This is a genomic window from Achromobacter animicus (genome assembly GCF_040775605.1).
In the GTDB taxonomy this organism is placed as follows: domain Bacteria; phylum Pseudomonadota; class Gammaproteobacteria; order Burkholderiales; family Burkholderiaceae_B; genus Achromobacter; species Achromobacter animicus.
In genome coordinates this window covers 2,828,739-2,848,560 of the sequence record NZ_JAYGJK010000001.1, presented here as the reverse complement: position 1 = coordinate 2,848,560, position 19,822 = coordinate 2,828,739, and the positions used below count along the sequence as shown (strand labels likewise).

The following is a 19,822-nucleotide window of genomic DNA, read 5'->3' as shown; positions in this document are numbered from 1 at the left end:
CGCCCGCCGCGGGGTTCGCCCGCCGCGGGCTCGCCCGCCGCTGCTTTTTACTGGTCCGCCTGCGCCTCGGCGGCGACACGGGCCTCGTAAGCTTCGGTGGCAGCCTGCTTGGCTGCCGCCTTTTCAGCCGCCGCGGCCAGCTTGGCTTGCTCGGCGGCCGCCGCATCGGCCGCTGCCTGGATCGCGCGCTGACGAGCGCGTTCCTTCGCCTCCCGCACACCCTCGGCATCCAGCGTTTCGAATACGGCGATGGATTCCACATGGCCCGTGTGCGGGAACATGTTGATCACGCCGGCGCTCTTGAGCACGTAGCCGCCTTCGTGGACCAGGATGGATGCGTCTCGCGCCAAGGTGCCTGGATTACAGGACACATAGACGATGCGGCGCGGCCGCTCTTCGTATGTGAGCTCGGACAGCGCCTGCGACACGGCGTGGGCGCCTTCGCGCGGCGGATCGATCAGCATGCGGTCGAAGTAGCCCAGGCTGCGCAGCCAGGTCGCGTCGACTTCGAAGAGGTTCAGCGTGGCAAAGCTGGTGCGGTCGCCCAGGCCGTGGCGCGATGCCGCATCGAAGGCGCGGTCGGTCAGCGCCTTGCTGCCTTCCACGCCCACGGCCTCGCGGCCCTGCGTGGCCAGCGGCAACGTGAAGTTGCCCAAACCACAGAACAGATCTGCCACGCGGTCGGTAGGCTGCACGTCCAGCAGTTTGAGCGCGCGAGACACCATCGCGCGGTTGATGGCGTGGTTGACCTGCGTGAAATCGGTGGGCCGGTACGGCATGCGCAGGCCGAACTCCGGCATGGTGTAGGACAGCGCATCGTTGTGCTCGCGCTCCAGCGCGTGCACCGTTTCCGGACCCTTGGACTGCAGCCACCATTGCACGTTGTGATTGGCCGCGAAGGCGCGCAGGATGGCGATGTCGCCGTCGGTCAGCGGCAGCAGATGGCGCAGCACCAGCGCCGTCACGCCTTCGCCGAGCGCCACCTCGATCTGGGGCATGCGGTCAGGGGCGGACATGGACGCGATCATTTCGCGCAGCGGGATCAACAGATCGCTGACGTGGCGCGGCAACACATGGCATTCGCGCATGTCGGCCACAAAGCTGCTCTTGCGTTCGTGAAAGCCCACGAGCACCCCGCCCTTCTTGGGCACCACGCGCACCGACAGGCGCGCGCGATAACGGTAGCCCCAGGTCGGCCCCTGCAGCGGCGGCAGGATCAGCGCCGGGCGCAGCTTGCCGACATGCCAGAACGTGTCTTCGAGCGCGCGCTGCTTGATCGCCACCTGCGTGGTGGGCTCCAGATGCTGCATGGCACAGCCGCCACAGACGCCGAAATGCGGGCAGCGGGGTTCCACGCGTTGCGATGAGGGACGCAGCACCTCGTCGACACGGGCGGTTTCATAGGAAGGCTTGCGGCGCAACGTGACCGCGGTGACCCGTTCGCCCGGCAAGGCGCCTTCCACGAAAATGACTTTCCCGTCGCGGCGGGCGATCCCCCTGGCTTCCAGGTCCAGGGATTCGATACTCAAAACGTCAGACATCTCACGCAGTCCAGAATTGCACGCAACCCGTGATTGTAGAAGGACTTCGCGATTTACCGGAAATCGGGTTTGATGGGGCCGGAGCGGCCCGCACCACGCCGCGTGGTGCTGCGCCCCGCGCGGGTAAAAAAGGGGCTGTTCCGGCCCGCCGCCGAGCAAGGCGGCGTGCCGGAACAGCCCCAAAGGCCGGCGCCGTTCAGGCGCCGCCACGGATATCAGAACGAGCGCGCGACCGAGAAGACAGCGCCGATACGGCCCGACGGGTGACCGTACTTGGTGGGCAGCCAGTTGTCCTTGGTGGCGCCGACGGCCGCCAGACCGAGAATCCAGCCCGTCAGGTCCTTGGTCACGCCCACCTTGTAGTCGACGTAATGGCCGATCGAGTCGCCGTCCATGTTGGTCTGGTTCTTGAGCTTCTGGTAGCCCAGATGGCCCAGCAGTCCCCAGCCGTCGCCCAGGTCGAATGTGGCCGTGCCGTCCAGGTACCAGGTGCCCTTGCTGTCCGGCGTGCTGAAAAAGTCGCTGGGCGTGTACGAATACTTGAGGCTGTAGTTGCCGTAGGACGCGCCCAGGTAGAGGTCCGTGTTGTTGTAGTTCCCGCCCTTGGGGGAACTGGAGCCGGGATAGTAGTAATGCAGCACGCCCGCATCCAGCGTGAAGCCGCCGCCCACGTCACCCTTCCAGCCGCCGTAGAAATCCATTTCCAGGTTGCCGTCGGTGAACACGAAGCTGGAGACGTTGGAGTTCCAGTTGCCCAGGTAGAAGCCCGAACTGTGGTTCAGGTCAAAGCCCAACTGAACGGCGGGACGGAAGTCGGTCTGCGAATAGCCGCGGAAGCGGTAATCGCTGACTATGGTCGCGTTACCGCTGAGCGAAAAGCCGCCACCCAGATCGGTGGGTTCGGCTTGCGCCACACCTGCAAAACAAGCGGCAAGCGCGAGGGGCAAGGCTAGCAACGTCTTATTCATGGTGCGAAGGTCCTGATCGGATAGTCGAAAGAGCGGACGGCGCGCGGCGCATCCGGCTGGCCGGCTTGTGCAGGTAAAGCCGGCTCAAATCCCTTCAAGCAATGTCCGTGCCAGGTTTCAGCGCCAGCGTGCGGCCTGCCGCAGTGTCCTTCGGGCTCTGGCAATGCACCATGCTGGTGCCCTGTTATGGGGCGCGGCCAAGGCCCATGCGTCAAAACGGGGAAATCCGGCTTCGCCCCGCCTGGAAAACAAACACCCCGGCACGCGGGAAGCGTGTCGGGTTGCTGTTCAAGCGGAGCGTTGCTCCGCTTTGCGGCCAGTGTGTTGGCCCAGGACTTGCCGGCTCAGTTGGCCTGGGGCGCGGCAGGCGGCGGGGGCGGCGGGACGTCGCCGGCAGCCGGCGGAGGCGGCGGCATGCCGGGACGACCGTCGGCACCGCGCATGCCGGGGCGACCCTTGCCGTCCGCGCGGGCGTCCATCTTGGCGTGGCGCTCGGCCATGCGGGCTTCACGCTCCTTGACGATCTTGGTCACCTGGCCGCGCTGCGTGTCGTTCAGGCTATCCCAGACGGCCAGCCATTGGTCGCGCACCTGCTTGGCTTGCGGGCCGAACGCATCGCGGCGCTTTTCCGACTGCTCGATGAGCGCGCGGGGATCCAGCTTGCCGCTGTCCAGCTGCGACTTGAGCAGGTCATGGCGCGTGCCGCGGTCGGCGCGCATCGCTTCGTGCAGGCTGCGCTGCCCTTCCTGGGCGGTCTTGAACAGGGCCTCCTGCTTGGCGTCGAGCTTCAGCTCGGCGACCTGGGCCTTGGAGACGGGGCCCAGACCGGGGATCAGCAGGCCGTCGCGCATGCCCTTGTGGAAACCACCGCCGCGATGGCCTTCGTGCATGGCGGCCGGACCGCCCTCGGCGGGAGGAGGCGGCGCAGCCATTGCGGAGCCAGCCGCGAAACCGCTCGACGCGGCGACGATAGCAAGGACGGCCAGATTGGAGCGGATAGCGAATCGGGACATGGATGTCTCCTGAAAGTGAAGAAAGCGAGGCCATTGTGCGATCCGCCTGGTTTCATCCAGGTTTCGTTTACGGCCGTCTTGTTTCAGTCGATTGCTTGCCCGCCAGACGCGAGAACGGGGCCACACAGGCCCCGTCGGTATCCCCTGACCCGTGCGCATTGGCAAGGATTCAGGCTGGCTGGCCGCCCGCGCGGATCAGTCCGCGTCCCAGGCCGCCATGTATTCCTTCCAGTGCGGCGCATCGCTGGCCGAGAGCGTGTCGCGCACCAGCGCGATTTCGGTCTCGTAGGCGGTGCGGTCGAGTTCTCCGCGCAGGAAGCGGAAGCGGCAATACACCAGCCATGTATTGACCACGTCGGTTTCACAGTACGCGCGCACTTCGTCGGCGCGGCCCGTGCTCCAGGCCTCCCAGACCTTGCTGCCGTCCATGCCGAGCTTGCCGGGAAAGCCGCACAGCTTGGCCAGTTCGTCGAGCGGCGCGTTGGCGCGGCCGTTGTACTTGGCCAGCACGTCCATCAGATCGATGTGACGGTTGTGATAGCGCGAAATGTAGTTGTTGAACTTGAAGTCGCGGTCTTCTTCGCCCATGTCCCAGTAGCGCGGCGCGGGCACACCCTGGATCAGGCTGCGGTAATGCAGGACGGGCAGGTCAAAGCCCGAGCCGTTCCAGCTGACGAGCTTGGGCGTGTAGCGTTCGATGGTCTTGAAGAAGCCCGCAAGCAAGGCCGCTTCGGGATCGTCCGGCTGGCCCAGCGTCTTGACGCGAAAACCCTGGTCGTCCCGGAACACGCACCCTACCACCGCGACCTTGTGCAGATGCAGCGGCAGGAAGTCGTGGCCCACGGCCTCACGCCGCGCGGTCAGCGCGCGCTCGACCACTTCGTGGTCGGGCACGTCGGCGCCCCAGCCGTTGAGCTTGCGCAGCCCGTCGGCGTCAGGGATGGTCTCGAGGTCGAATACCAGGGTGGGCGTCATTTGGGCGGCAGGTATTGCATCGGATCCACCGGCGTACCCTGGCGGCGGATTTCAAAGTGCAGACGCGGCGACGTCGTGTCGCTCTGGCCGAGTTCAGCGATCTTGGCCCCGCGCTTGACCGTCTGGCCGGTCTTCACGAGCAGCGCACGGTTGTGCGCGTAGGCAGTGATGAAGCCGTTCTGGTGCTCGACGATGATGAGGTTGCCCAGGCCGCGCACGCCATTGCCGCTGTACTTGACCAGGCCATCCGCCGCGGCGGTGATCGGGTCGCCCAGCGCGCCGGCGATGTCGATGCCCTTGCTGCTGGCATTGAACGCCTGCACGATCTGGCCGTTGGCCGGCCAGGCCCAGTTGATGACGCCCGCATCGGCCGCACGCGTGGCCGGCTTGGTGTCGACCGGCGCCGGCGCCGGCGTGGGCGTGGCATCCGGTGCGGGCGTGGTGGCCGCAGGAGTCTCGGGCTGGTCAAGCGGACGCGGTTGCGGCCGGTTGCTGGCAATCGGCGCGGTCTGCGCGCCGCCGCCGGTGGCGCCGCCGGACATGCGCAGCACCTGCCCCACCGAGATCTGGTTGGGGTCGCTGATGTTGTTCCAGCGCTTGATGTTTTCGATGTCGACGTTGTTGGCGCGGGCGATCTTGTAGAGCGTGTCGCCCGGCTTGACCACATAGCTGCCGGACGTGGCCGTCGGCGCGGGTTGCCCGCCGGTCATGTCGACCACCGGGGCACGAGTACCTTTGGATGCGCAGCCGGCCAGGATGGCGAGGCTGAGAACCCCCACTGCGAAGAGCGGGCGGCGAAGACGCGTCATGGACGCGCCCAAATTCATATCGGTCAGTTGCAACTGCCCGTTGAGCATACGTTTCTCCTGTCGCTCAAGATTGTATTCCGGACCGTAGCGGCACAAAGCGCACGGCCTCTAGTTCGGTTCTTTTCCAGCTTGCCGCGCCCGTGCGTTCGATCAGAACCAGGCGCTGGTTCGAGCCCCCTTCGGGAGCGATGAGACGGCCTCCCGGAGCAAGCTGCGTCAGCAGCGCTTGCGGGATGGCCAGACCTGCGGCAGCCACAACGATAGCATCGAACGGCGCCACGCCGGGCAGCCCCAAAGTGCCGTCTCCATAGATGAGCCGGATCCTTGTAGTGAGCCGCAAGGCGCGTAGATGCTCGCGCGCCAGCTCGTACAGCCCGCGTATGCGTTCGATGGTGTGGACGTCGCGCACGAACTGCGCGAGCACCGCGGCCTGGTATCCGCAACCGGCGCCGACCTCGAGCACACGGGTAGGCGCGCGGTCTTCGCAAGCAGCCGCGATCATACGCGCCACAACCCACGGCTGGGAAATGGTTTGCGAGTGACCGATGGGCAACGCGGCGTCTTCGTACGCGCGGCTGGCAAGGGCCTCGTCTACAAACAGATGGCGCGGTACTGCGGCCATGGCGTTCAGCACGCGTTCGTCGGTGATCCCCTGAGAGCGAAGACGCTGCACCATGGCCTGGCGCAAGCGTTCGGAGTTCAGGCCAAGGTTGCTGCCCGCTTGCGGCACGGGCGTCTGCGCCTGCCGCTGCAAGGTGGCGGCCGAGATGCGCGTGTTGCTGTTGGCCGGCGTGTAACCCGGGCCGAGCCGGCCGGCGTCGTGGCGGGCCGGGCTGCTGCGGCCGGCGCCGGGCGTGATGTCCGGCTGGCTTATGCGTTTGCGCATAGCGGCTCTGCCCAGGTGCGGATCTCGTCAAGCTGGCTGTGCTGGGTCAGGTCCAGACGCAACGGGGTGACGGACACGATGCCCTGCTCGACGGCGTGAAAGTCCGTGCCGGGCGTGGCGTCGGCGGCCAGACCGACCGGTCCGATCCAGTAGACCGTGTCGCCATAGGGCGTGGTGGTGCGCACGACCGGTTGCGACGGATGCCGCTTGCCCAGCCGCGTGACCGCGAACCCGTGCATGTCTTCAAAACGGCGGCTCGGGATATTGACGTTGAGCAGCACCGGCGCCGCGAGCGGCTGGGCCAGATGGCGCTCGACGACCAGGCGGGCGGCGCGCGCGGCCGAGTCGATGTGCTCCCAGCCCTTTTCCGCCAGCGAGAAGGCGATGGCGGGGATGCCGAACAGATACCCTTCGCTGGCGGCGGCGACGGTGCCCGAATAGAGGGTGTCGTCGCCCATGTTGGCGCCGTTGTTGATGCCCGACACGACCAGATCGGGGCGCGTATCCATGAGGCCGGTCAGCGCGACGTGCACGCAATCGGACGGCGTGCCGTTGACCGCGATGAAGCCGTTTGAAGCGGTGCGCACCGACAGCGGCCGGTTCAGCGTGAGCGAGTTGGAGGCGCCGCTGTGGTTGGTCTCGGGCGCGACGACGGTCAGATCGCCCAGCCCTTCCAGCGCGGCGACCAGCGCTTCCAGGCCAGGGGCCGAATAGCCATCATCGTTCGAAACCAGAATTCGCATTGTGCATCCGAAAGAAAATAAAACGCGGGTGACGTGGCGGATTGTACCCGCGGTAGAATCCGCAGCCACTACTACAACAACGGACTCCCCTTCCATGGCGATAACCGAACCCTCCCTGGCATTTACCGTCGCGCTCGTCGTGCTGGCCTACCTGATCGGCTCCGTGCCCTTCGCCGTGGTGGTCAGCAAGCTGATGGGTCTGCAAGACCCCCGCAGCTATGGGTCCAAGAACCCCGGCGCGACCAACGTGCTGCGCACCGGCAACAAGACCGCCGCCGCGCTGACGCTATTGGGGGACGCCGCCAAGGGATGGTTCGCGATCTGGCTGGCCGAGAAGCTGGCGCCCGGCATCGGCCCCGTCGCCCTGGCCTGCGTGGCGCTGGCCGCCTTCATCGGCCACCTCTACCCCGTGTTCCTGGGTTTCAAGGGCGGCAAGGGCGTGGCGACCGCGCTGGGCGTGCTGGTGGCCATCCAGCCCTGGCTGGCCGTCGCCACCGCAGCAACCTGGCTGATCATCGCCATTTTCTTCCGCTATTCGTCGCTGGCTTCGCTGGTGGCCGCGTTCTTCGCCCCCGTGTACTACGTGTTCGGGTCCGGGCTGGCCTGGCAGGCGCAGCCGGCGCTGGGCGTGGCGCTGGCGATCATCGGCATCCTGCTGTTCTACCGTCACCGCGCCAATATCGCCCGGCTGATCCAGGGCACCGAAAGCCGGATCGGCAGCAAGAAGAAGTAATCCCCCCGCGATGGGCGGATCGGATGAGTGAAACAAGCGGGCGGCCTGGCCGCCCGTTTTTCATCTCAGGCGATATCGGCCAGATCCCAGCGCGGCTTGACCGTGAAGCTATGGGCGCTGGCGTCCAGCGTGGCCAATCCGGCCTTCACCCGTTCGGCGGCCGCGAACGCGATCATGGCGCCGTTGTCGGTGCACAGTTCCAGCGGCGGGAAGTATGCGCGGGCCTTGAGCGGCTTGAGCGCGGCATCGAGCTTGGCGCGCAGAAGCTGGTTGGCCCCCACGCCGCCGGCCACGACCAGGCGGCGCAGCCCGGTCTGTTTAAGCGCGCGGATGGACTTGGCCGCCAGCACCTCGACGATGGCCGCCTGCGTGGCGGCCGCAAGGTCCGCGCGGGTCTGTTCGTCCAGGCCGCCATTCTGTTCGGCCGCCTTGACTCGGGTCAGCACGGCGGTTTTCAAGCCGCTGAAACTAAAGTCCAGGTCACCGCTGTGCAACATGGGGCGCGGCAGGTCGAAGCGCGAGGCGTCGCCGCTGCCGGCCAGCCGGGACAGCGCGGGTCCACCCGGGTAGCCCAGGCCCATGAGCTTGGCGGATTTGTCGAAGGCCTCGCCCGCGGCGTCGTCCAGGGTTTCGCCCAGCAGCTCGTAGCGACCCACGCCGTCCACGCGCATGAGCTGGGTATGGCCGCCTGAGACCAGCAAGGCAATGAAGGGAAACTCGGGCCGGGGATCGGCCAGCATCGGCGACAGCAGATGGCCTTCGAGGTGATGGATGCCGATGGCAGGCAGGCCGCGCGACCAGGCGAACGACTGCGCGACACTGGCGCCGACCAGCAAGGCGCCGGCGAGACCGGGCCCGGCCGTATAGGCCACGGCGCCGATGTCGGACATCTGCAGACCCGCGTCCTGCAGCACCTGGCGGGTCAGCGGCACCACGCGGCGGATGTGGTCGCGCGAGGCAAGTTCCGGCACCACGCCCCCGTATTCCTGGTGCATGGCGATCTGGGTATACAGCGCGTGCGCAAGCAGGCCGCGTTCCGTACAGACGGCTGCGACGCCGGTTTCGTCGCAGGAGCTTTCAAAGCCGAGAATGATCATGGCGGCAGAGTTTACAACTGATGCGAAAATACGCGGGTTCTTGACTGGGACGGGGCTTTCCGCCCCGCCCGCCACAACCTGAAAATCCTGCAAAAACCCTGGGGACTCGAATGCTGGAGAAGCTATTCAAGCTGCGTGAGCACGGCACGACCGCAAGAACGGAAGTCGTGGCCGGCCTGACGACATTCCTGACGATGTCGTACATCATCTTCGTCAATCCTGACATCCTGTCCTCGACGGGCATGGACCGCGACGCGGTCTTTGTTGCCACCTGCCTGGCCGCCGCGCTGGGCTCGCTGGTGATGGCGTTCATCGCCAACTGGCCGATCGGCATGGCGCCCGGCATGGGGCTGAACGCCTTCTTTGCCTTCACCGTGGTCAAGACCATGGGTTACACCTGGGAGCAGGCGCTGGGTGCGGTGTTCATCTCGGGCATCATCTTTCTGTTCCTGACGATATCCGGCATCCGGGTCTGGCTGGTCAAAGGCATCCCGCATTCACTGCGCAGTGCCATCGCAGCCGGCATCGGGCTGTTTCTGGCCATTATCGCGCTATCCAGCGCGGGCATCGTGGTCGCCCATCCGGCCACCAAGGTCACGCTGGGCAACCTCACCACGCACGGTCCACTCTTTGCCATCCTGGGCTTTTTCGTGATCGCGTCGCTGGATGCGCTGCGCGTGCGTGGCGCCATCCTGATCGGCATCATCGTGGTCACGGTGCTGTCGATGGTGATGGGCTACAACGAGTTCAAGGGCATCTTTTCGGCGCCGCCCAGCCTGTCGCCTACCCTCTTCAAGCTTGACATCATGGGCGCGCTGCATTCCGGCTTCGTGCACGTGATTCTGGTGTTCGTGCTGGTCGAAGTGTTTGACGCCACCGGCACGCTGGTGGGCGTGGCCAAGCGCGCGGGCCTGGTGCCTGAAGACCGGCCCAATCGCCTGGGCCGCGCGCTGTTCGCGGACAGCACCGCCATTGTGGCCGGTTCGATGCTGGGCACCAGCAGCACCACCGCCTACGTCGAAAGCGCCTCCGGCGTGCAGGCTGGCGGACGCACCGGCATGACTGCACTGATCGTGGGCCTGCTGTTCCTGGCCGCGCTGTTCATCTCGCCGCTGGCGGGCGCCGTGCCGGCCTACGCCACCGCACCCGCCCTGCTCTACGTCGCCGGCCTGATGATGCGCGAGCTCATCGACATCGACTGGAACGACGTCTGCGAAGCCACGCCGGCCGCGCTGACCGCGCTGGTCATGCCGTTCACTTACTCGATCGCCAACGGCATTGCCTTCGGCTTCATCAGCTACGTGGTGCTCAAGACCGCCACGGGCAAGATGCGCGACGTGCACCCGGCCACGTGGCTCGTAGCCGTGCTGTTCGTGATCCGCTACGCGTTCTTCCCTGAATAGTCAGGCTGACACGCTATTCGCGCAAAGCCGCCGCAGGCCATGCCTTGCGGCGGTTTTTTCATTTGGCGGCCGTCCACACCGCCAGTTCGTAGCCGTCGAGGTCCGTGAAATGGAAGCGGCTGCCGCCCGGAAACGTGAACTCGTCGCGGCTGATGCGACCGCCCGCGGCCGTGATGCGTTGCCGGGTTGCGGCCAGGTCGTCGCCGTACAGGATCACAAGCGGACCGCCCGGCCGCACCGCTTCACCCGTCGTGAAGCCGCCCGTCAGCCGGCCATCGGTGAATTCCGAATACGTGGGACCGTAATCCGTGAACGTCCATCCGAAGACGTCGCCATAGAACCGCTTGCTGCGCGCGATGTCCGCGACGTTGAATTCGATGTTGTCGATGCGGTTGTTCTGGCCGCTGGCGCCCATGCGCGTCTCCTTTGGTTGGATGGCAAGTGTGGAATGGCAAATGCGCGGCCATTCCAGGCCGCGTTCGTGCTTGCTATTGTAGGGATCGGAAAAATCAATCAACCCGGCCAAGGGCATGGTTGCTGGCGGGCGCGGTTGAATTCGCCGATACACTCCCCATGTAGATCAGCATATGGAGTACATTTTGCGCCCTTCCCCTTTCATTTCCGCGCTGCCGGCCTGTCATGACGCAGCGGAGGCGCACGCATGAGCGCCCTGGCGAATATCCCCTTTTCCGTGCTGGACCTGGCCCCCATTGTGCAGGGCCGCGATGCCGCAGACGCGTTCCGCAATACGGTCGCGCTGGCGCAGCATGTCGAGCAACTGGGCTACAACCGCTTCTGGTTGGCCGAGCACCACAACATCAACGGCATCGCCAGCAGCGCCACGGCTGTGCTGATCGGCCATGTGGCCGGCCACACGCGCACGCTGCGCGTCGGCTCGGGCGGCGTCATGCTGCCCAACCACGCGCCGCTGATCATCGCAGAACAGTTCGGCACGCTCGAGACCCTGTACCCCGGCCGCATCGACCTGGGCCTGGGCCGCGCACCCGGCAGCGACGGCGCCACGCAACAGGCGCTGCGCCGCAGCCCGCGCAGCGGTCTTGAGTTCCCGGCCCTGGTGGAGGAACTGCGCGGCTTTCTGGCCCCCTCGCGCCCCGGCCAGCCCGTGCGCGCCATCCCCGGTGAAGGCCTGGATGTGCCGATCTGGCTGCTGGGTTCCAGCGACTTCAGCGCGCGCATGGCGGCTGAACTTGGCCTGCCCTTCTCGTTTGCCGGGCATTTCTCGCCGGAAGGCATGGCCGCGATGCGCTTGTACCGTCACTTGTTCAAGCCTTCCGAGACGCTGGCGCGCCCCTATTCGATGATCGGCGTGCCCGTCATTGCCGCCGAAACCGACGAGGCCGCGCGGTTCCAGTCGACCACGCAGCAACTGAAGTTCCTGTCGCTCGTGCGCGGCCATCGCCTGCAATTGCAGCCGCCGGTCGAAAGCATGGACGGCGTGTGGAACGAATGGGAGCGCGAGGCGGTCAATCAGAGATTGGGCGCTTCGATCGTGGGCGGACCGGACACCGTCAAGCGGGAACTCGAAGCCCTGGTCGCGGAAACCCAGGCCGACGAGGTCATGATCGTGTCCGACTTCTACGACATCGCAGACCGCCTGCGTTCTTTCGAGATCGTCGCCTCGCTGAAAAATGGCGCAGGCGTCTCCACGAAATCGGCGGCCTGAGGGCCGTATTCTGCGCCATTGACGGCGCCAACCATTGCGACGCGGCCTGGACCGGCTCTACTATGGGCTTTCAAGGCCTGGCAATACGCGTCGCCGCATCAGCGCCGGGGCAGGCCCCCGGTGTCTCCGCCACCGCTTTTCGCCGCCCACGCGGCAAGGATTTCTTATGAGTATTGTTGAACTCACCAAAGACAGCTTCCAGGAAGCCATCACGCCCGACGGCACCCTCATCGTCGACTTCTGGGCGCCCTGGTGCGGCCCGTGCCGTGGTTTCGCGCCGGTGTTCGAACAGGCCGCCACCGAGCATCCGGACGTCACGTTCGCCAAGGTGAATACCGACGTCGAGCAGGAACTGGCCGGCGCGCTGGGCATCCGCTCGATTCCGACGCTGATGGTCTTCCGCGAAAAGGTCCTGCTGTTCTCGCAACCCGGCGCCTTGTCCGGCGGTCAGTTGAACGAACTGCTCGCCAAGATCAAGGAAGTGGACATGGAAAAGGTCCACCAGGAAATCGCCGCGGCGCAAGACAGCCAGGACGCGTAAAACCGCAAGGGGCCCGGATCGGGCCCCTTCCTTTTGCACCGGGACATTTGCTTCCCGGACGCCGCTGCGCGGCAGGCCGGTGCGGACGCTGGCTGGCTACAAAACGACTTCCCACGCGGACCGGCCGCGCGTGATGTTCGCCGCAGTGACTTCCAATTCAGTCAGCACCACACGCGGCACCGTGAACGTGAGCGTGACGCCGTCCGCGTTGTAGTCTTCCTGCAAGATGGCGGCGCCTGCCTGGGCCAACCGCGATTTCAACAGCGCCATCTCGCCGAATCCGCATGCGCAGCGCACCATTGCCATGTCGACGATTTCCGTGCGCTCGCCCAACCGCAGGCAATTGGCTGCGCATCCGCCGTAAGCGCGCACCAGTCCGCCCGCGCCGAGCTTGATTCCCCCGTACCAGCGCACGACCAATACCGCCACGCGGTCCATGTCCTGGCCTTCGATGGCCTGCAGGATCGGCCTGCCCGCGGTGCCGCCGGGTTCGCCATCATCATTGAAGCGGTATTCCTGTCCGATGCGGTAGGCCCAGCAGTTGTGCGTGGCCTCGGGGTCGCTGTGCTCGGCAAAGAAGCGCATGGCGTCGTCGATCGTGGCGACCGGCGCGGCATACGCGGCAAAGCGGCTTTTCTTGATGTCTTCCTGGTAGGTGCAGGGAGCGGTCAGCGTGTGCGTCATGCCCGGCATTGTAAGTGCGCGGATCGGCAGGCGATGCGACCTGCGCGGATGCGGCCTGCGCGCCCCGGCCTGCGCGGCGCGGACCGGCCGCGCATCAGCCGTGGCAGTCCGGGACTTCCTGATCCAGATAGACGTCGAAGGCGACGTCGCGCGCCCATTTCGTGGTCATGGCCTTCCAGGCGCCGGCGCGGTCCCACGCCCGCATCTCTTGCCCGAGCCACGCGCGCGAGGCCTCGTCCTGCGCGCGCAGCAGCCACACGCGCTCCTGTCGTGCGCCATCCGGCGTCAGCGTCGAGGAGAACTTCTTCCATTCCGGAAAGCGCATCAGCGGCTCCCAGACGGCATCGTCGACCAGACCGATGTCGCACGCTCCTTCGCGCACGGCGACGAGCGCGTCCGACGGCACGCGATAGGTCTTGACGGTTGCGCCCCAGCTTTGCGCCAGGGCTTGCGCCTGCGTGGCGGCTTCGGCCATGCACACGCTGCGGCCCTGCACGTCGGCGGGCTTGCGCATCCGCGTGTCGGTGCGGATCACGGCCTTGGGCCGTGCCGCGTAGCCGGTGGCTTGCACCGCGACGGTCTGCGGCTGTCCGTCGCCGCGGTCCGCAAGCACCAGATCCACTTCGCCCGCCTTGAGCGCCCGGGCGGCGTCAGCGGCCGGCAACTGGACCAGCCGGACCGGCAGGTTCAGGCTGGCGCCCAGCTTGTCGGTGATGGCGGCGTCCAGGCCTTCGGGCGTGCGGATCTTCGCCCCCGCGACCGGCGGCGGCGCCAGATACGGCACGCCCACGACCAGCTCACCGCGCGCCCGCGCCGCCGGAAAGGTCTCCGGCTGCGCCTGCGCGAAGCCCGCGAGCAGCAGGCCCGCGGCAAGGACGAATGGACGCATGCGGGACATCATGATGACAACGTCAGACGTATTGGTAACGCAGCAAACGATGCTTGAGGTTTTCAAGCACGAATTGGTCGATCAACGCAGCCAGCACGGCGATCACGAGGATGTTGGTCATGACGCCGGTCATGTCCGCGATTTCGCCCGAGTACGCCAGCGACCGGCCCAGCCCCTTGCCGAAGCCGATCAGCATTTCGGCCGAGATCAGCGCCCGCCAGGCATTGCCGAACGCCAACTGCGCGCCGGTGATGAGCTCGGGCATGACCGCCGGCAGGTACACCCGCTTGATCAGCCCCCAGCGCGTCGCGCCCATGACGCGCGCCGCCGACACGTGCACGCGCTGCACGGATTCGGTGGCGTTCATCACGCTGAGCGCAGCCGGGAAGAACGCCGACAGCGCCACGACCACGATGATGGGCGTATTGCCAAAGCCCATCACGATGAGAAACAGCGGCACCCACGCGATGGACGGAATGGATTGCAGGATGACGATGGCGCTGCGCAGGACTTCGCGGAAGAAGAACAGCACGGCGGCCACGAGGCCGAAGCCCACGCCCGCGGCCAGCGCCAGCCCATAGCCGGCGCCCAGCCGTCCCAGCGTGCCCATGAGGCTCTGGTGGAACGACTGCTTGCCCAGGTCTTCGAACAGCCGCTCGACGACGGCGGGCACGCCCGGCATCAGGAAGTCGGGCAGCGCGAACGCGGCCAGTTGCCACAGCGCCAGGATGAACAGGACGCCCAAAACGCCCGCAAGATGCTTGCGGGCGCCGGTCACACGGGTAGATGCGCTCAAAGCTTGCGAGCCTCTTGCCAGGACAGGTCGACGATGCTGGAGACGTCGTACGGCTTGCCGTCGCGCGTCTTGAGCGAACCCTGGGCCTGCAGGATGTCAGCAATTTCCTGCATGCGCGCCGTGTCCTTTTCCGTCAGCTTGGGCGTGAACACCTGCGTGCTGATGGCCTCGGAAATGACGGTTTCGCGCGGCAGCTCGCCGCGGGTCAGCGTTTTGAGCGTGGGCTCGGCGATGAAGTACGACGCGATCAGCTTGGATGCCTGCGCCGGTTCCTTCTGCAGCAGCGTGATGGCCTGGTTCTGGGCGTCCAGCGCCTTCCAGACATCGTCCTTGCGCTTGGCCAGCGTTTCGCCCGAGGTGATGACGACCATGCACGGGAACGGCCAGGCCTGCCCCACTTCATAGATCTGCTTGACCGGCGCGACCAGTTGCGCGATGCGGTCGTAGGGTTCGAACAGGAAGGCGGCGTCAACACGCTTGCCCACCAGCGACTGCACGGCCACCGCCGGGCTCACGCCCATGACGTTGACGTCATCGGCCATCAGGTTGCCCTGCTTGAGCACGACGCCCTTCAGGACCACGTCGGCGGTGCTGCCTTCGGCCTGCGAGGCCAGCGTCTTGCCCTTCAGGCCGGCGATGTCCTTGATGCCGGAATCGTCACGCACGATCAGCGAGTGATAGCCCTGCTGCGCACCGCCCACCACCTTCAGGTCAGCGCCCTTGGAGGCCCACGCGACCGCGTTGGTGAAGCCGAGCACGCCGATGTCGAGCTGGCCGCCGACGATTGCCTTGATGAGATCGGTGCCCGATTTGAATTCGATCAGTTCGGAATCCAGGCCGGCCTTCTTGTAGTAGCCGCCCTCTTGCGCGACGATCGCCTGCGCATCGTCCATCACGCGCAGGTAGCCCACGCGGAATTTCTCGGCAGCCATTGCGGGGGCAGCCGCCAGCAGCGCCGCGGCGAGCGGCAGGGACAACCATTGCTTCAGTTTCATCAGAAGAGCTCCAGGAAATTCGATAAGCGGCCGCGCCCTTGCGGCCGTGAATATTTGGGGAAGAAGGTCAGGCGGCCAGCGCGATGTCGGCGTGCGCGTCCGAACCGCCGACGCCGATGCCCAACAGGCGCAGGATTTCGCGCTTTTCGCTGGCAAGGTCGGACAGGTCGTGCGTCTTGACGCGGTGGGCCAGGTTGAATTCGCGCAGCACCCGCGCCGGACGCGGGCTGAAGACGACGATGCGATCGGCCAGGAACAGGGCCTCGTCCACGTCGTGGGTCACCAGCAGCACCGTCGGCTTTTCCTGCGCGATGAGCTGGCGCAGCACATCCTGCAGGCTCAGGCGGGTCAGCGCGTCCAGTGCGCCGAAGGGTTCGTCCATCAACATGGTCTGGGGCTGGGCGATGAACGCGCGGGCCAGCGCAGCGCGCTGGCGCATGCCGCCGGAGACCTGATGGGGATAGTAGTGTTCGAAGCCTTCAAGGCTGACGCGCGCCAGCCATTCGCGTGCGGCTTCGCGGGCGCGCTTCTTGGGCGTGTTCTGAAATTCCAGCGCCAGCGCCACATTGTCTTCCAGCGTCAGCCAGGGATACAGGGCGTGTTCCTGGAACACCAGCGTGCGGCTGGGATTCGGTCCCGTGACCTTGTCGCCGTCGGCCAGCACGCTGCCCTGCGTGGGCATTTCGAGCCCGGCGGCCAGGTGCAGCAAGGTGGACTTGCCGCAGCCCGAGGGGCCGACCAGCGCGACCAGCTCGCCGGTCTTGAATTCACTGGTGAAGCCGTCTACGACGGGCAGGTCGCCGAAATGCTTGTGGACGTGGTCGAAAGTCAGGTTCATGGAACGAATCGTCAGCGCGCGTGAAAACGAGCCTCAAATCTAACAATTCGTTATATGAATCCAAACGATCAATATCGAATGTCTTTACTTCTTTTCGTAATAACGATCAGACCGTCGCCGGCTGCCTGCTGGCCGCCCGCTGCAATCCGAACGCAATGACGAAGCCCAGCGTGACGCACAGGGACGCGGCCAGGAAGATCGCGGGGTAGCCGAAGCCGCTGGAGATGTAGCCCGCGATCGGGCCGGTCACGCCCAGCGCCAGGTCCAGGAAGGCCGAATAGGCGCCCAGCGCCGCGCCGCGGCTGCCGGCCGGCACGCGCGCCACGGCCTCGACGCCGATGGCCGGGAACACCAGGGCGAAGCCGCAGCCGGTCAGCGCGGCGCCCAGCAGCGCCATGCCCGGGTTGGGCGCCAGCCACAACAGCAACAGACCGGCCGCTTCCACCACGAACGACACCTGCGCGACCCGGAATCCGCCAAAGCGGGTGATGGTGCCGGCGAACAGCAGGCGCACGCCAATGAAGGCGCCGCCGAACGCACTGAGCGCGCTTGCGGCGCCGTCCCACGAGACGCTGGCGTAATACAGCGCGACGAAGGCGGCCAGCGTGCCGAAGCCGACCGACCCCAGGCCCAGCGCCACGCCGTGCGGGAACACGCGCAGCACCACACTCTTGAAGGCCATGCGGTGCCCGCCGACGATGGCGACGGCAGGCCGGATGATGGCAAGACCCAGCCCGGCCAATCCCAGCAGCAGCACCGCGCCGCCCAGTGCGCCCATGCTCCAGTGCTTTTCAAGCTGCACGCCCAGCGGCGCGCCCAGCGCCAGCGCGCCATAGGTGGCAATGCCGTTCCACGAAATGACGCGGGCGGTGTGCAGCGGCCCTACCCTCGCGATGGCCCAGGTGGCCGAGCCGGTGCCGACCCAGCTCTCGCCGAATCCCAACGCCAGACGACTGAGGATGATTGCCGCCAGGCTGAGCCACGCGGTGCGTTCAAAGGCGTACGCGAGCAGCAGAAAAATGCCGCTGATCGCGCAGGCCGCCATGCCGATGACGACGGTCTGCTTCGGGCCGACCGTATCGGCCATGCGGCCGGCGTGCGAGCGGCTGAGCAGGGTCGCCACGTACTGCACGCTGATCGCCAGGCCGGCCAGCACGGATCCGTATCCCAGGTTGCCGTGCACGTAACCCGGCAGCACGGCCAGCGGCAGGCCGATGGCCAGGTAGCAGATGAAGGTAAAGAAGGCGATGGCAACGATGCGGGCCGTCAGGGTGAACGTGCCGATCTGCGCGCCATCAGGCGCGTCATGCAAAGAGGGAGACATGTGGGGACAAAAAGAAGCCTGACCGGACAGCCGCCAGGGTCGGGCCCGATGATAGCGCAGCGCAGATTGCGCCCGGCTGAACAGGTGGCCATCGCGGCCCGGCGGACTACATGGCGCGCGGCCGTGGCGCAAATGAGAAAGCGGCGCACGAACCCGTGCGCCGCTTCATGACCCGCCGCGGAATCAGGCCTCGATGCCGCGCGAGGACAGGTAGTCTTCGTAGCCGCCGCGGTAGTCGACGATCTCGCCGGTGGGCAGGATTTCGATCACGCGCGTGGCCAGGCCGGACACGAATTCACGGTCATGCGACACGAACACCAGCGTGCCTTCGTACTTTTCCAGCGCGAACTGCAGCGACTCGATCGATTCCATGTCCAGGTGGTTGGTGGGCTCGTCGAGCAGCATCACGTTGTGCCGGCCCAGCATCAGGCGGCCGAAGGTCATGCGGTTCTTTTCGCCGCCGGACAGCACCTTGGGGGCCTTGGGCAGGTCGTCAGCCGAGAACAGCAGGCGGCCCAGCACCGAACGGATCGACTGGTCGTCGTCGCCCGGCTGGCGGTGGTCGCCCATCCAGTCCAGCAGATTGATGTCGGTTTGCTGGAACTGGTCGGACACGTCCTGCGCCATGTAGCCGAGGTCGGCGTTGTCCGACCATTTCACCGTGCCCGAATCGGGTTGCAGGTCCTGCGCCAGGAGGCGCAGCAGCGTGGTCTTGCCGACGCCGTTGGCGCCGATGATGGCGATCTTTTCGCCGGCGTCGACCATGGCCGAGAACTTGGTGATGACGGGCGCGTCGTAGGCCTTGGTGAGGTTTTCGACTGTGACGGCCAGGCGGTGCATGACCTTGCTTTGCTCGAACCGGATGTACGGGTTCTGGCGCGACGAGGGTTTGACCACGACCTGGTCGGCCTTGATGCGGTCGATCTGCTTCAGGCGCGAGGTGGCCTGACGCGACTTGGACTTGTTGGCCGCGAAACGGCGGACAAAGTCCTGCAGTTCGGCGACGCGTTCCTTGGCCTTGGCGTTGTTGGCCACCAGGCGCTCGCGGGCCTGGGTGGAAGCCAGCATGTAGTCGTCGTAATTGCCGGCGTAGATGCGGATTTCACCGTAATCCACGTCAGCCATGTGCGTGCACACCTGGTTCAGGAAGTGACGATCGTGGCTGATGATGATCATCGTGCTCTGGTAGCCGTTGAGCACGTTTTCCAGCCAACGGATCGTGTTGATGTCCAGGTTGTTGGTGGGTTCGTCCAGCAGGAGCACGTCGGGGTTCGAGAACAGCGCTTGCGCCAGCAGCACGCGCAGCTTCCAGCCCGGCGCGACTTCGCGCATCGGCAGGTTGTGCTGGTCGACCGCGATTTCCAGGCCCAGCAGCAGCTCGCCCGCGCGGGCTTCGGCGGTGTAGCCGTCGTATTCCGCGAACTTGGCTTCCAGATCGGCCGCGCGCATGTAATCGTCTTCGGTCGCCTCCGGGTTGGCGTAGATCGCGTCACGCTCGGACATGGCGTCCCACATTTCGGTGTGGCCCATCATCACGACGTCCAGCACGCGCACGTCTTCAAACGCGAACTGGTCCTGGCGCAGCTTGCCCAGGCGCACGCCGGGTTCAAGCGCGACGTTGCCGCCGGAGGGTTCCAGGTCGCCGCCGATGATCTTCATGAACGTAGACTTGCCGGACCCATTGGCCCCGATCAGCCCGTACCGGTTGCCTTCCCCGAACTTGACGCTGACGTTCTCGAAAAGGGGCTTGGGACCGAACTGGATGGTGAGATTGGCGGTGGATATCACGGTGTATGTACGTTTGAAGGCGCCCGAAAGCGCATGCGGGAAAACCTGCTAGTGTAGCAAACGGGCTGCGGCCCTTATTTATATTGGCGAGAGCGGCGCTGCTGGAGCGCCGGAC

General features: G+C 66.0%; 20 protein-coding genes. 4 read left to right on the top strand and 16 right to left on the bottom strand.

The genetic code is table 11. The features are described 5' to 3' along the window. Window positions 1-47 precede the first annotated feature (47 nt). The 7 genes from rlmD to surE form a co-directional block, all read right to left on the bottom strand. Entirely contained in the window at window positions 48-1,541 is a 1,494-nt protein-coding gene (gene rlmD, locus AB3147_RS12910; RefSeq protein ID WP_367352094.1) for a 23S rRNA (uracil(1939)-C(5))-methyltransferase RlmD, read from the bottom strand. 215 nt (window positions 1,542-1,756) lie between these two features. Continuing rightward, the gene (locus tag AB3147_RS12905) at window positions 1,757-2,509 is read right to left on the bottom strand and encodes a TorF family putative porin (RefSeq protein WP_367352093.1); all 753 of its coding nucleotides are present in this window, start codon (window positions 2,507-2,509) and stop codon (window positions 1,757-1,759) included. A 344-nt stretch (window positions 2,510-2,853) separates the two neighbouring features. Continuing rightward, on the bottom strand, window positions 2,854-3,522 hold the full coding sequence (locus tag AB3147_RS12900) for a hypothetical protein (RefSeq protein WP_367352092.1): 669 nt from the start codon (window positions 3,520-3,522) through the stop codon (window positions 2,854-2,856). A gap of 195 nt (window positions 3,523-3,717) precedes the next feature. Continuing rightward, a complete protein-coding gene (locus AB3147_RS12895) occupies window positions 3,718-4,497 on the bottom strand; it encodes a 3'-5' exonuclease (protein WP_367352091.1) in 780 nt (259 codons plus the stop codon). Continuing rightward, window positions 4,494-5,354, bottom strand: coding sequence for a peptidoglycan DD-metalloendopeptidase family protein (locus AB3147_RS12890; protein ID WP_175121710.1), 861 nt, complete (start codon window positions 5,352-5,354; stop codon window positions 4,494-4,496). Before AB3147_RS12890 ends, AB3147_RS12895 begins: the two co-directional genes overlap by 4 nt. 16 nt (window positions 5,355-5,370) lie before the next feature. Further along, entirely contained in the window at window positions 5,371-6,192 is an 822-nt protein-coding gene (locus AB3147_RS12885) for a protein-L-isoaspartate(D-aspartate) O-methyltransferase (RefSeq protein WP_175121711.1), read from the bottom strand. Beyond that, window positions 6,177-6,935 carry a 5'/3'-nucleotidase SurE gene (surE, locus tag AB3147_RS12880; protein ID WP_175121712.1) on the bottom strand — a complete coding sequence of 253 codons (759 nt, stop codon included), beginning with the start codon at window positions 6,933-6,935 and terminating at the stop codon, window positions 6,177-6,179. The genes AB3147_RS12885 and surE overlap by 16 nt, the downstream gene beginning before the upstream one ends. 94 nt (window positions 6,936-7,029) lie before the next feature. Here surE and plsY point away from each other — a divergent pair, with 94 nt between their 5' ends. Then, entirely contained in the window at window positions 7,030-7,668 is a 639-nt protein-coding gene (gene plsY, locus AB3147_RS12875) for a glycerol-3-phosphate 1-O-acyltransferase PlsY (protein ID WP_175121713.1), read from the top strand. 65 nt (window positions 7,669-7,733) lie between these two features. Here plsY and tsaD read toward each other — a convergent pair whose 3' ends face one another. Continuing rightward, window positions 7,734-8,765, bottom strand: a complete 1,032-nt coding sequence (tsaD, locus tag AB3147_RS12870) for a tRNA (adenosine(37)-N6)-threonylcarbamoyltransferase complex transferase subunit TsaD (RefSeq protein WP_367352090.1) — start codon at window positions 8,763-8,765, stop codon at window positions 7,734-7,736. 110 nt (window positions 8,766-8,875) lie between these two features. Here tsaD and AB3147_RS12865 point away from each other — a divergent pair, with 110 nt between their 5' ends. Continuing rightward, window positions 8,876-10,168 carry an NCS2 family permease gene (locus AB3147_RS12865; protein ID WP_056560820.1) on the top strand — a complete coding sequence of 431 codons (1,293 nt, stop codon included), beginning with the start codon at window positions 8,876-8,878 and terminating at the stop codon, window positions 10,166-10,168. 58 nt (window positions 10,169-10,226) lie between these two features. On the opposite strand, the gene AB3147_RS12860 is transcribed toward AB3147_RS12865, so the two are convergent. Then, window positions 10,227-10,583: a VOC family protein gene (locus AB3147_RS12860; protein WP_218343687.1), complete on the bottom strand. Its 357-nt coding sequence runs from the start codon at window positions 10,581-10,583 to the stop codon at window positions 10,227-10,229. 246 nt (window positions 10,584-10,829) lie between these two features. Here AB3147_RS12860 and AB3147_RS12855 point away from each other — a divergent pair, with 246 nt between their 5' ends. Then, window positions 10,830-11,852, top strand: coding sequence for an LLM class flavin-dependent oxidoreductase (locus AB3147_RS12855; protein ID WP_175121717.1), 1,023 nt, complete (start codon window positions 10,830-10,832; stop codon window positions 11,850-11,852). Between the two features lie 166 nt (window positions 11,853-12,018). Next, window positions 12,019-12,393 (top strand): thioredoxin family protein, encoded by a 375-nt coding sequence (locus AB3147_RS12850; protein ID WP_006388150.1) that lies wholly within the window; start codon window positions 12,019-12,021, stop codon window positions 12,391-12,393. Window positions 12,394-12,489: 96 nt separating this feature from the next. Here the strand turns inward: AB3147_RS12850 and AB3147_RS12845 are convergent, their stop codons facing one another. The 7 genes from AB3147_RS12845 to AB3147_RS12815 form a co-directional block, all read right to left on the bottom strand. Further along, window positions 12,490-13,077 carry an IMPACT family protein gene (locus AB3147_RS12845; RefSeq protein WP_367352089.1) on the bottom strand — a complete coding sequence of 196 codons (588 nt, stop codon included), beginning with the start codon at window positions 13,075-13,077 and terminating at the stop codon, window positions 12,490-12,492. A 94-nt stretch (window positions 13,078-13,171) separates the two neighbouring features. Continuing rightward, window positions 13,172-13,978: a transporter substrate-binding domain-containing protein gene (locus AB3147_RS12840; RefSeq protein ID WP_367352088.1), complete on the bottom strand. Its 807-nt coding sequence runs from the start codon at window positions 13,976-13,978 to the stop codon at window positions 13,172-13,174. Window positions 13,979-13,988: 10 nt separating this feature from the next. Beyond that, window positions 13,989-14,762 carry an ABC transporter permease gene (locus AB3147_RS12835; protein ID WP_175121720.1) on the bottom strand — a complete coding sequence of 258 codons (774 nt, stop codon included), beginning with the start codon at window positions 14,760-14,762 and terminating at the stop codon, window positions 13,989-13,991. Then, window positions 14,759-15,757 (bottom strand): ABC transporter substrate-binding protein, encoded by a 999-nt coding sequence (locus AB3147_RS12830; RefSeq protein WP_367352087.1) that lies wholly within the window; start codon window positions 15,755-15,757, stop codon window positions 14,759-14,761. Before AB3147_RS12830 ends, AB3147_RS12835 begins: the two co-directional genes overlap by 4 nt. 67 nt (window positions 15,758-15,824) lie before the next feature. Continuing rightward, window positions 15,825-16,595, bottom strand: coding sequence for an ABC transporter ATP-binding protein (locus tag AB3147_RS12825; protein ID WP_175185370.1), 771 nt, complete (start codon window positions 16,593-16,595; stop codon window positions 15,825-15,827). Between the two features lie 106 nt (window positions 16,596-16,701). Continuing rightward, window positions 16,702-17,919 carry an MFS transporter gene (locus tag AB3147_RS12820; protein ID WP_367352086.1) on the bottom strand — a complete coding sequence of 406 codons (1,218 nt, stop codon included), beginning with the start codon at window positions 17,917-17,919 and terminating at the stop codon, window positions 16,702-16,704. A gap of 183 nt (window positions 17,920-18,102) precedes the next feature. Beyond that, window positions 18,103-19,707: an ABC-F family ATPase gene (locus AB3147_RS12815; RefSeq protein WP_175121724.1), complete on the bottom strand. Its 1,605-nt coding sequence runs from the start codon at window positions 19,705-19,707 to the stop codon at window positions 18,103-18,105. Between the last annotated feature and the right edge of the window lie 115 nt (window positions 19,708-19,822).

Coding starts and splice junctions, on each gene's coding strand:
- AB3147_RS12895 (WP_367352091.1), bottom strand. CDS start 4,497: ATGACGCCCACCCTGGTATTCGACCTCGAGACCATCCCTGACGCCGAC.
- tsaD (WP_367352090.1), bottom strand. CDS start 8,765: ATGATCATTCTCGGCTTTGAAAGCTCCTGCGACGAAACCGGCGTCGCA.
- AB3147_RS12900 (WP_367352092.1), bottom strand. CDS start 3,522: ATGTCCCGATTCGCTATCCGCTCCAATCTGGCCGTCCTTGCTATCGTC.
- AB3147_RS12905 (WP_367352093.1), bottom strand. CDS start 2,509: ATGAATAAGACGTTGCTAGCCTTGCCCCTCGCGCTTGCCGCTTGTTTT.
- AB3147_RS12890 (WP_175121710.1), bottom strand. CDS start 5,354: ATGCTCAACGGGCAGTTGCAACTGACCGATATGAATTTGGGCGCGTCC.
- AB3147_RS12830 (WP_367352087.1), bottom strand. CDS start 15,757: ATGAAACTGAAGCAATGGTTGTCCCTGCCGCTCGCCGCGGCGCTGCTG.
- rlmD (WP_367352094.1), bottom strand. CDS start 1,541: ATGTCTGACGTTTTGAGTATCGAATCCCTGGACCTGGAAGCCAGGGGG.
- AB3147_RS12820 (WP_367352086.1), bottom strand. CDS start 17,919: ATGTCTCCCTCTTTGCATGACGCGCCTGATGGCGCGCAGATCGGCACG.
- AB3147_RS12850 (WP_006388150.1), top strand. CDS start 12,019: ATGAGTATTGTTGAACTCACCAAAGACAGCTTCCAGGAAGCCATCACG.
- AB3147_RS12865 (WP_056560820.1), top strand. CDS start 8,876: ATGCTGGAGAAGCTATTCAAGCTGCGTGAGCACGGCACGACCGCAAGA.
- plsY (WP_175121713.1), top strand. CDS start 7,030: ATGGCGATAACCGAACCCTCCCTGGCATTTACCGTCGCGCTCGTCGTG.
- AB3147_RS12840 (WP_367352088.1), bottom strand. CDS start 13,978: ATGATGTCCCGCATGCGTCCATTCGTCCTTGCCGCGGGCCTGCTGCTC.
- AB3147_RS12885 (WP_175121711.1), bottom strand. CDS start 6,192: ATGCGCAAACGCATAAGCCAGCCGGACATCACGCCCGGCGCCGGCCGC.
- surE (WP_175121712.1), bottom strand. CDS start 6,935: ATGCGAATTCTGGTTTCGAACGATGATGGCTATTCGGCCCCTGGCCTG.
- AB3147_RS12845 (WP_367352089.1), bottom strand. CDS start 13,077: ATGACGCACACGCTGACCGCTCCCTGCACCTACCAGGAAGACATCAAG.
- AB3147_RS12825 (WP_175185370.1), bottom strand. CDS start 16,595: ATGAACCTGACTTTCGACCACGTCCACAAGCATTTCGGCGACCTGCCC.
- AB3147_RS12855 (WP_175121717.1), top strand. CDS start 10,830: ATGAGCGCCCTGGCGAATATCCCCTTTTCCGTGCTGGACCTGGCCCCC.
- AB3147_RS12860 (WP_218343687.1), bottom strand. CDS start 10,583: ATGGGCGCCAGCGGCCAGAACAACCGCATCGACAACATCGAATTCAAC.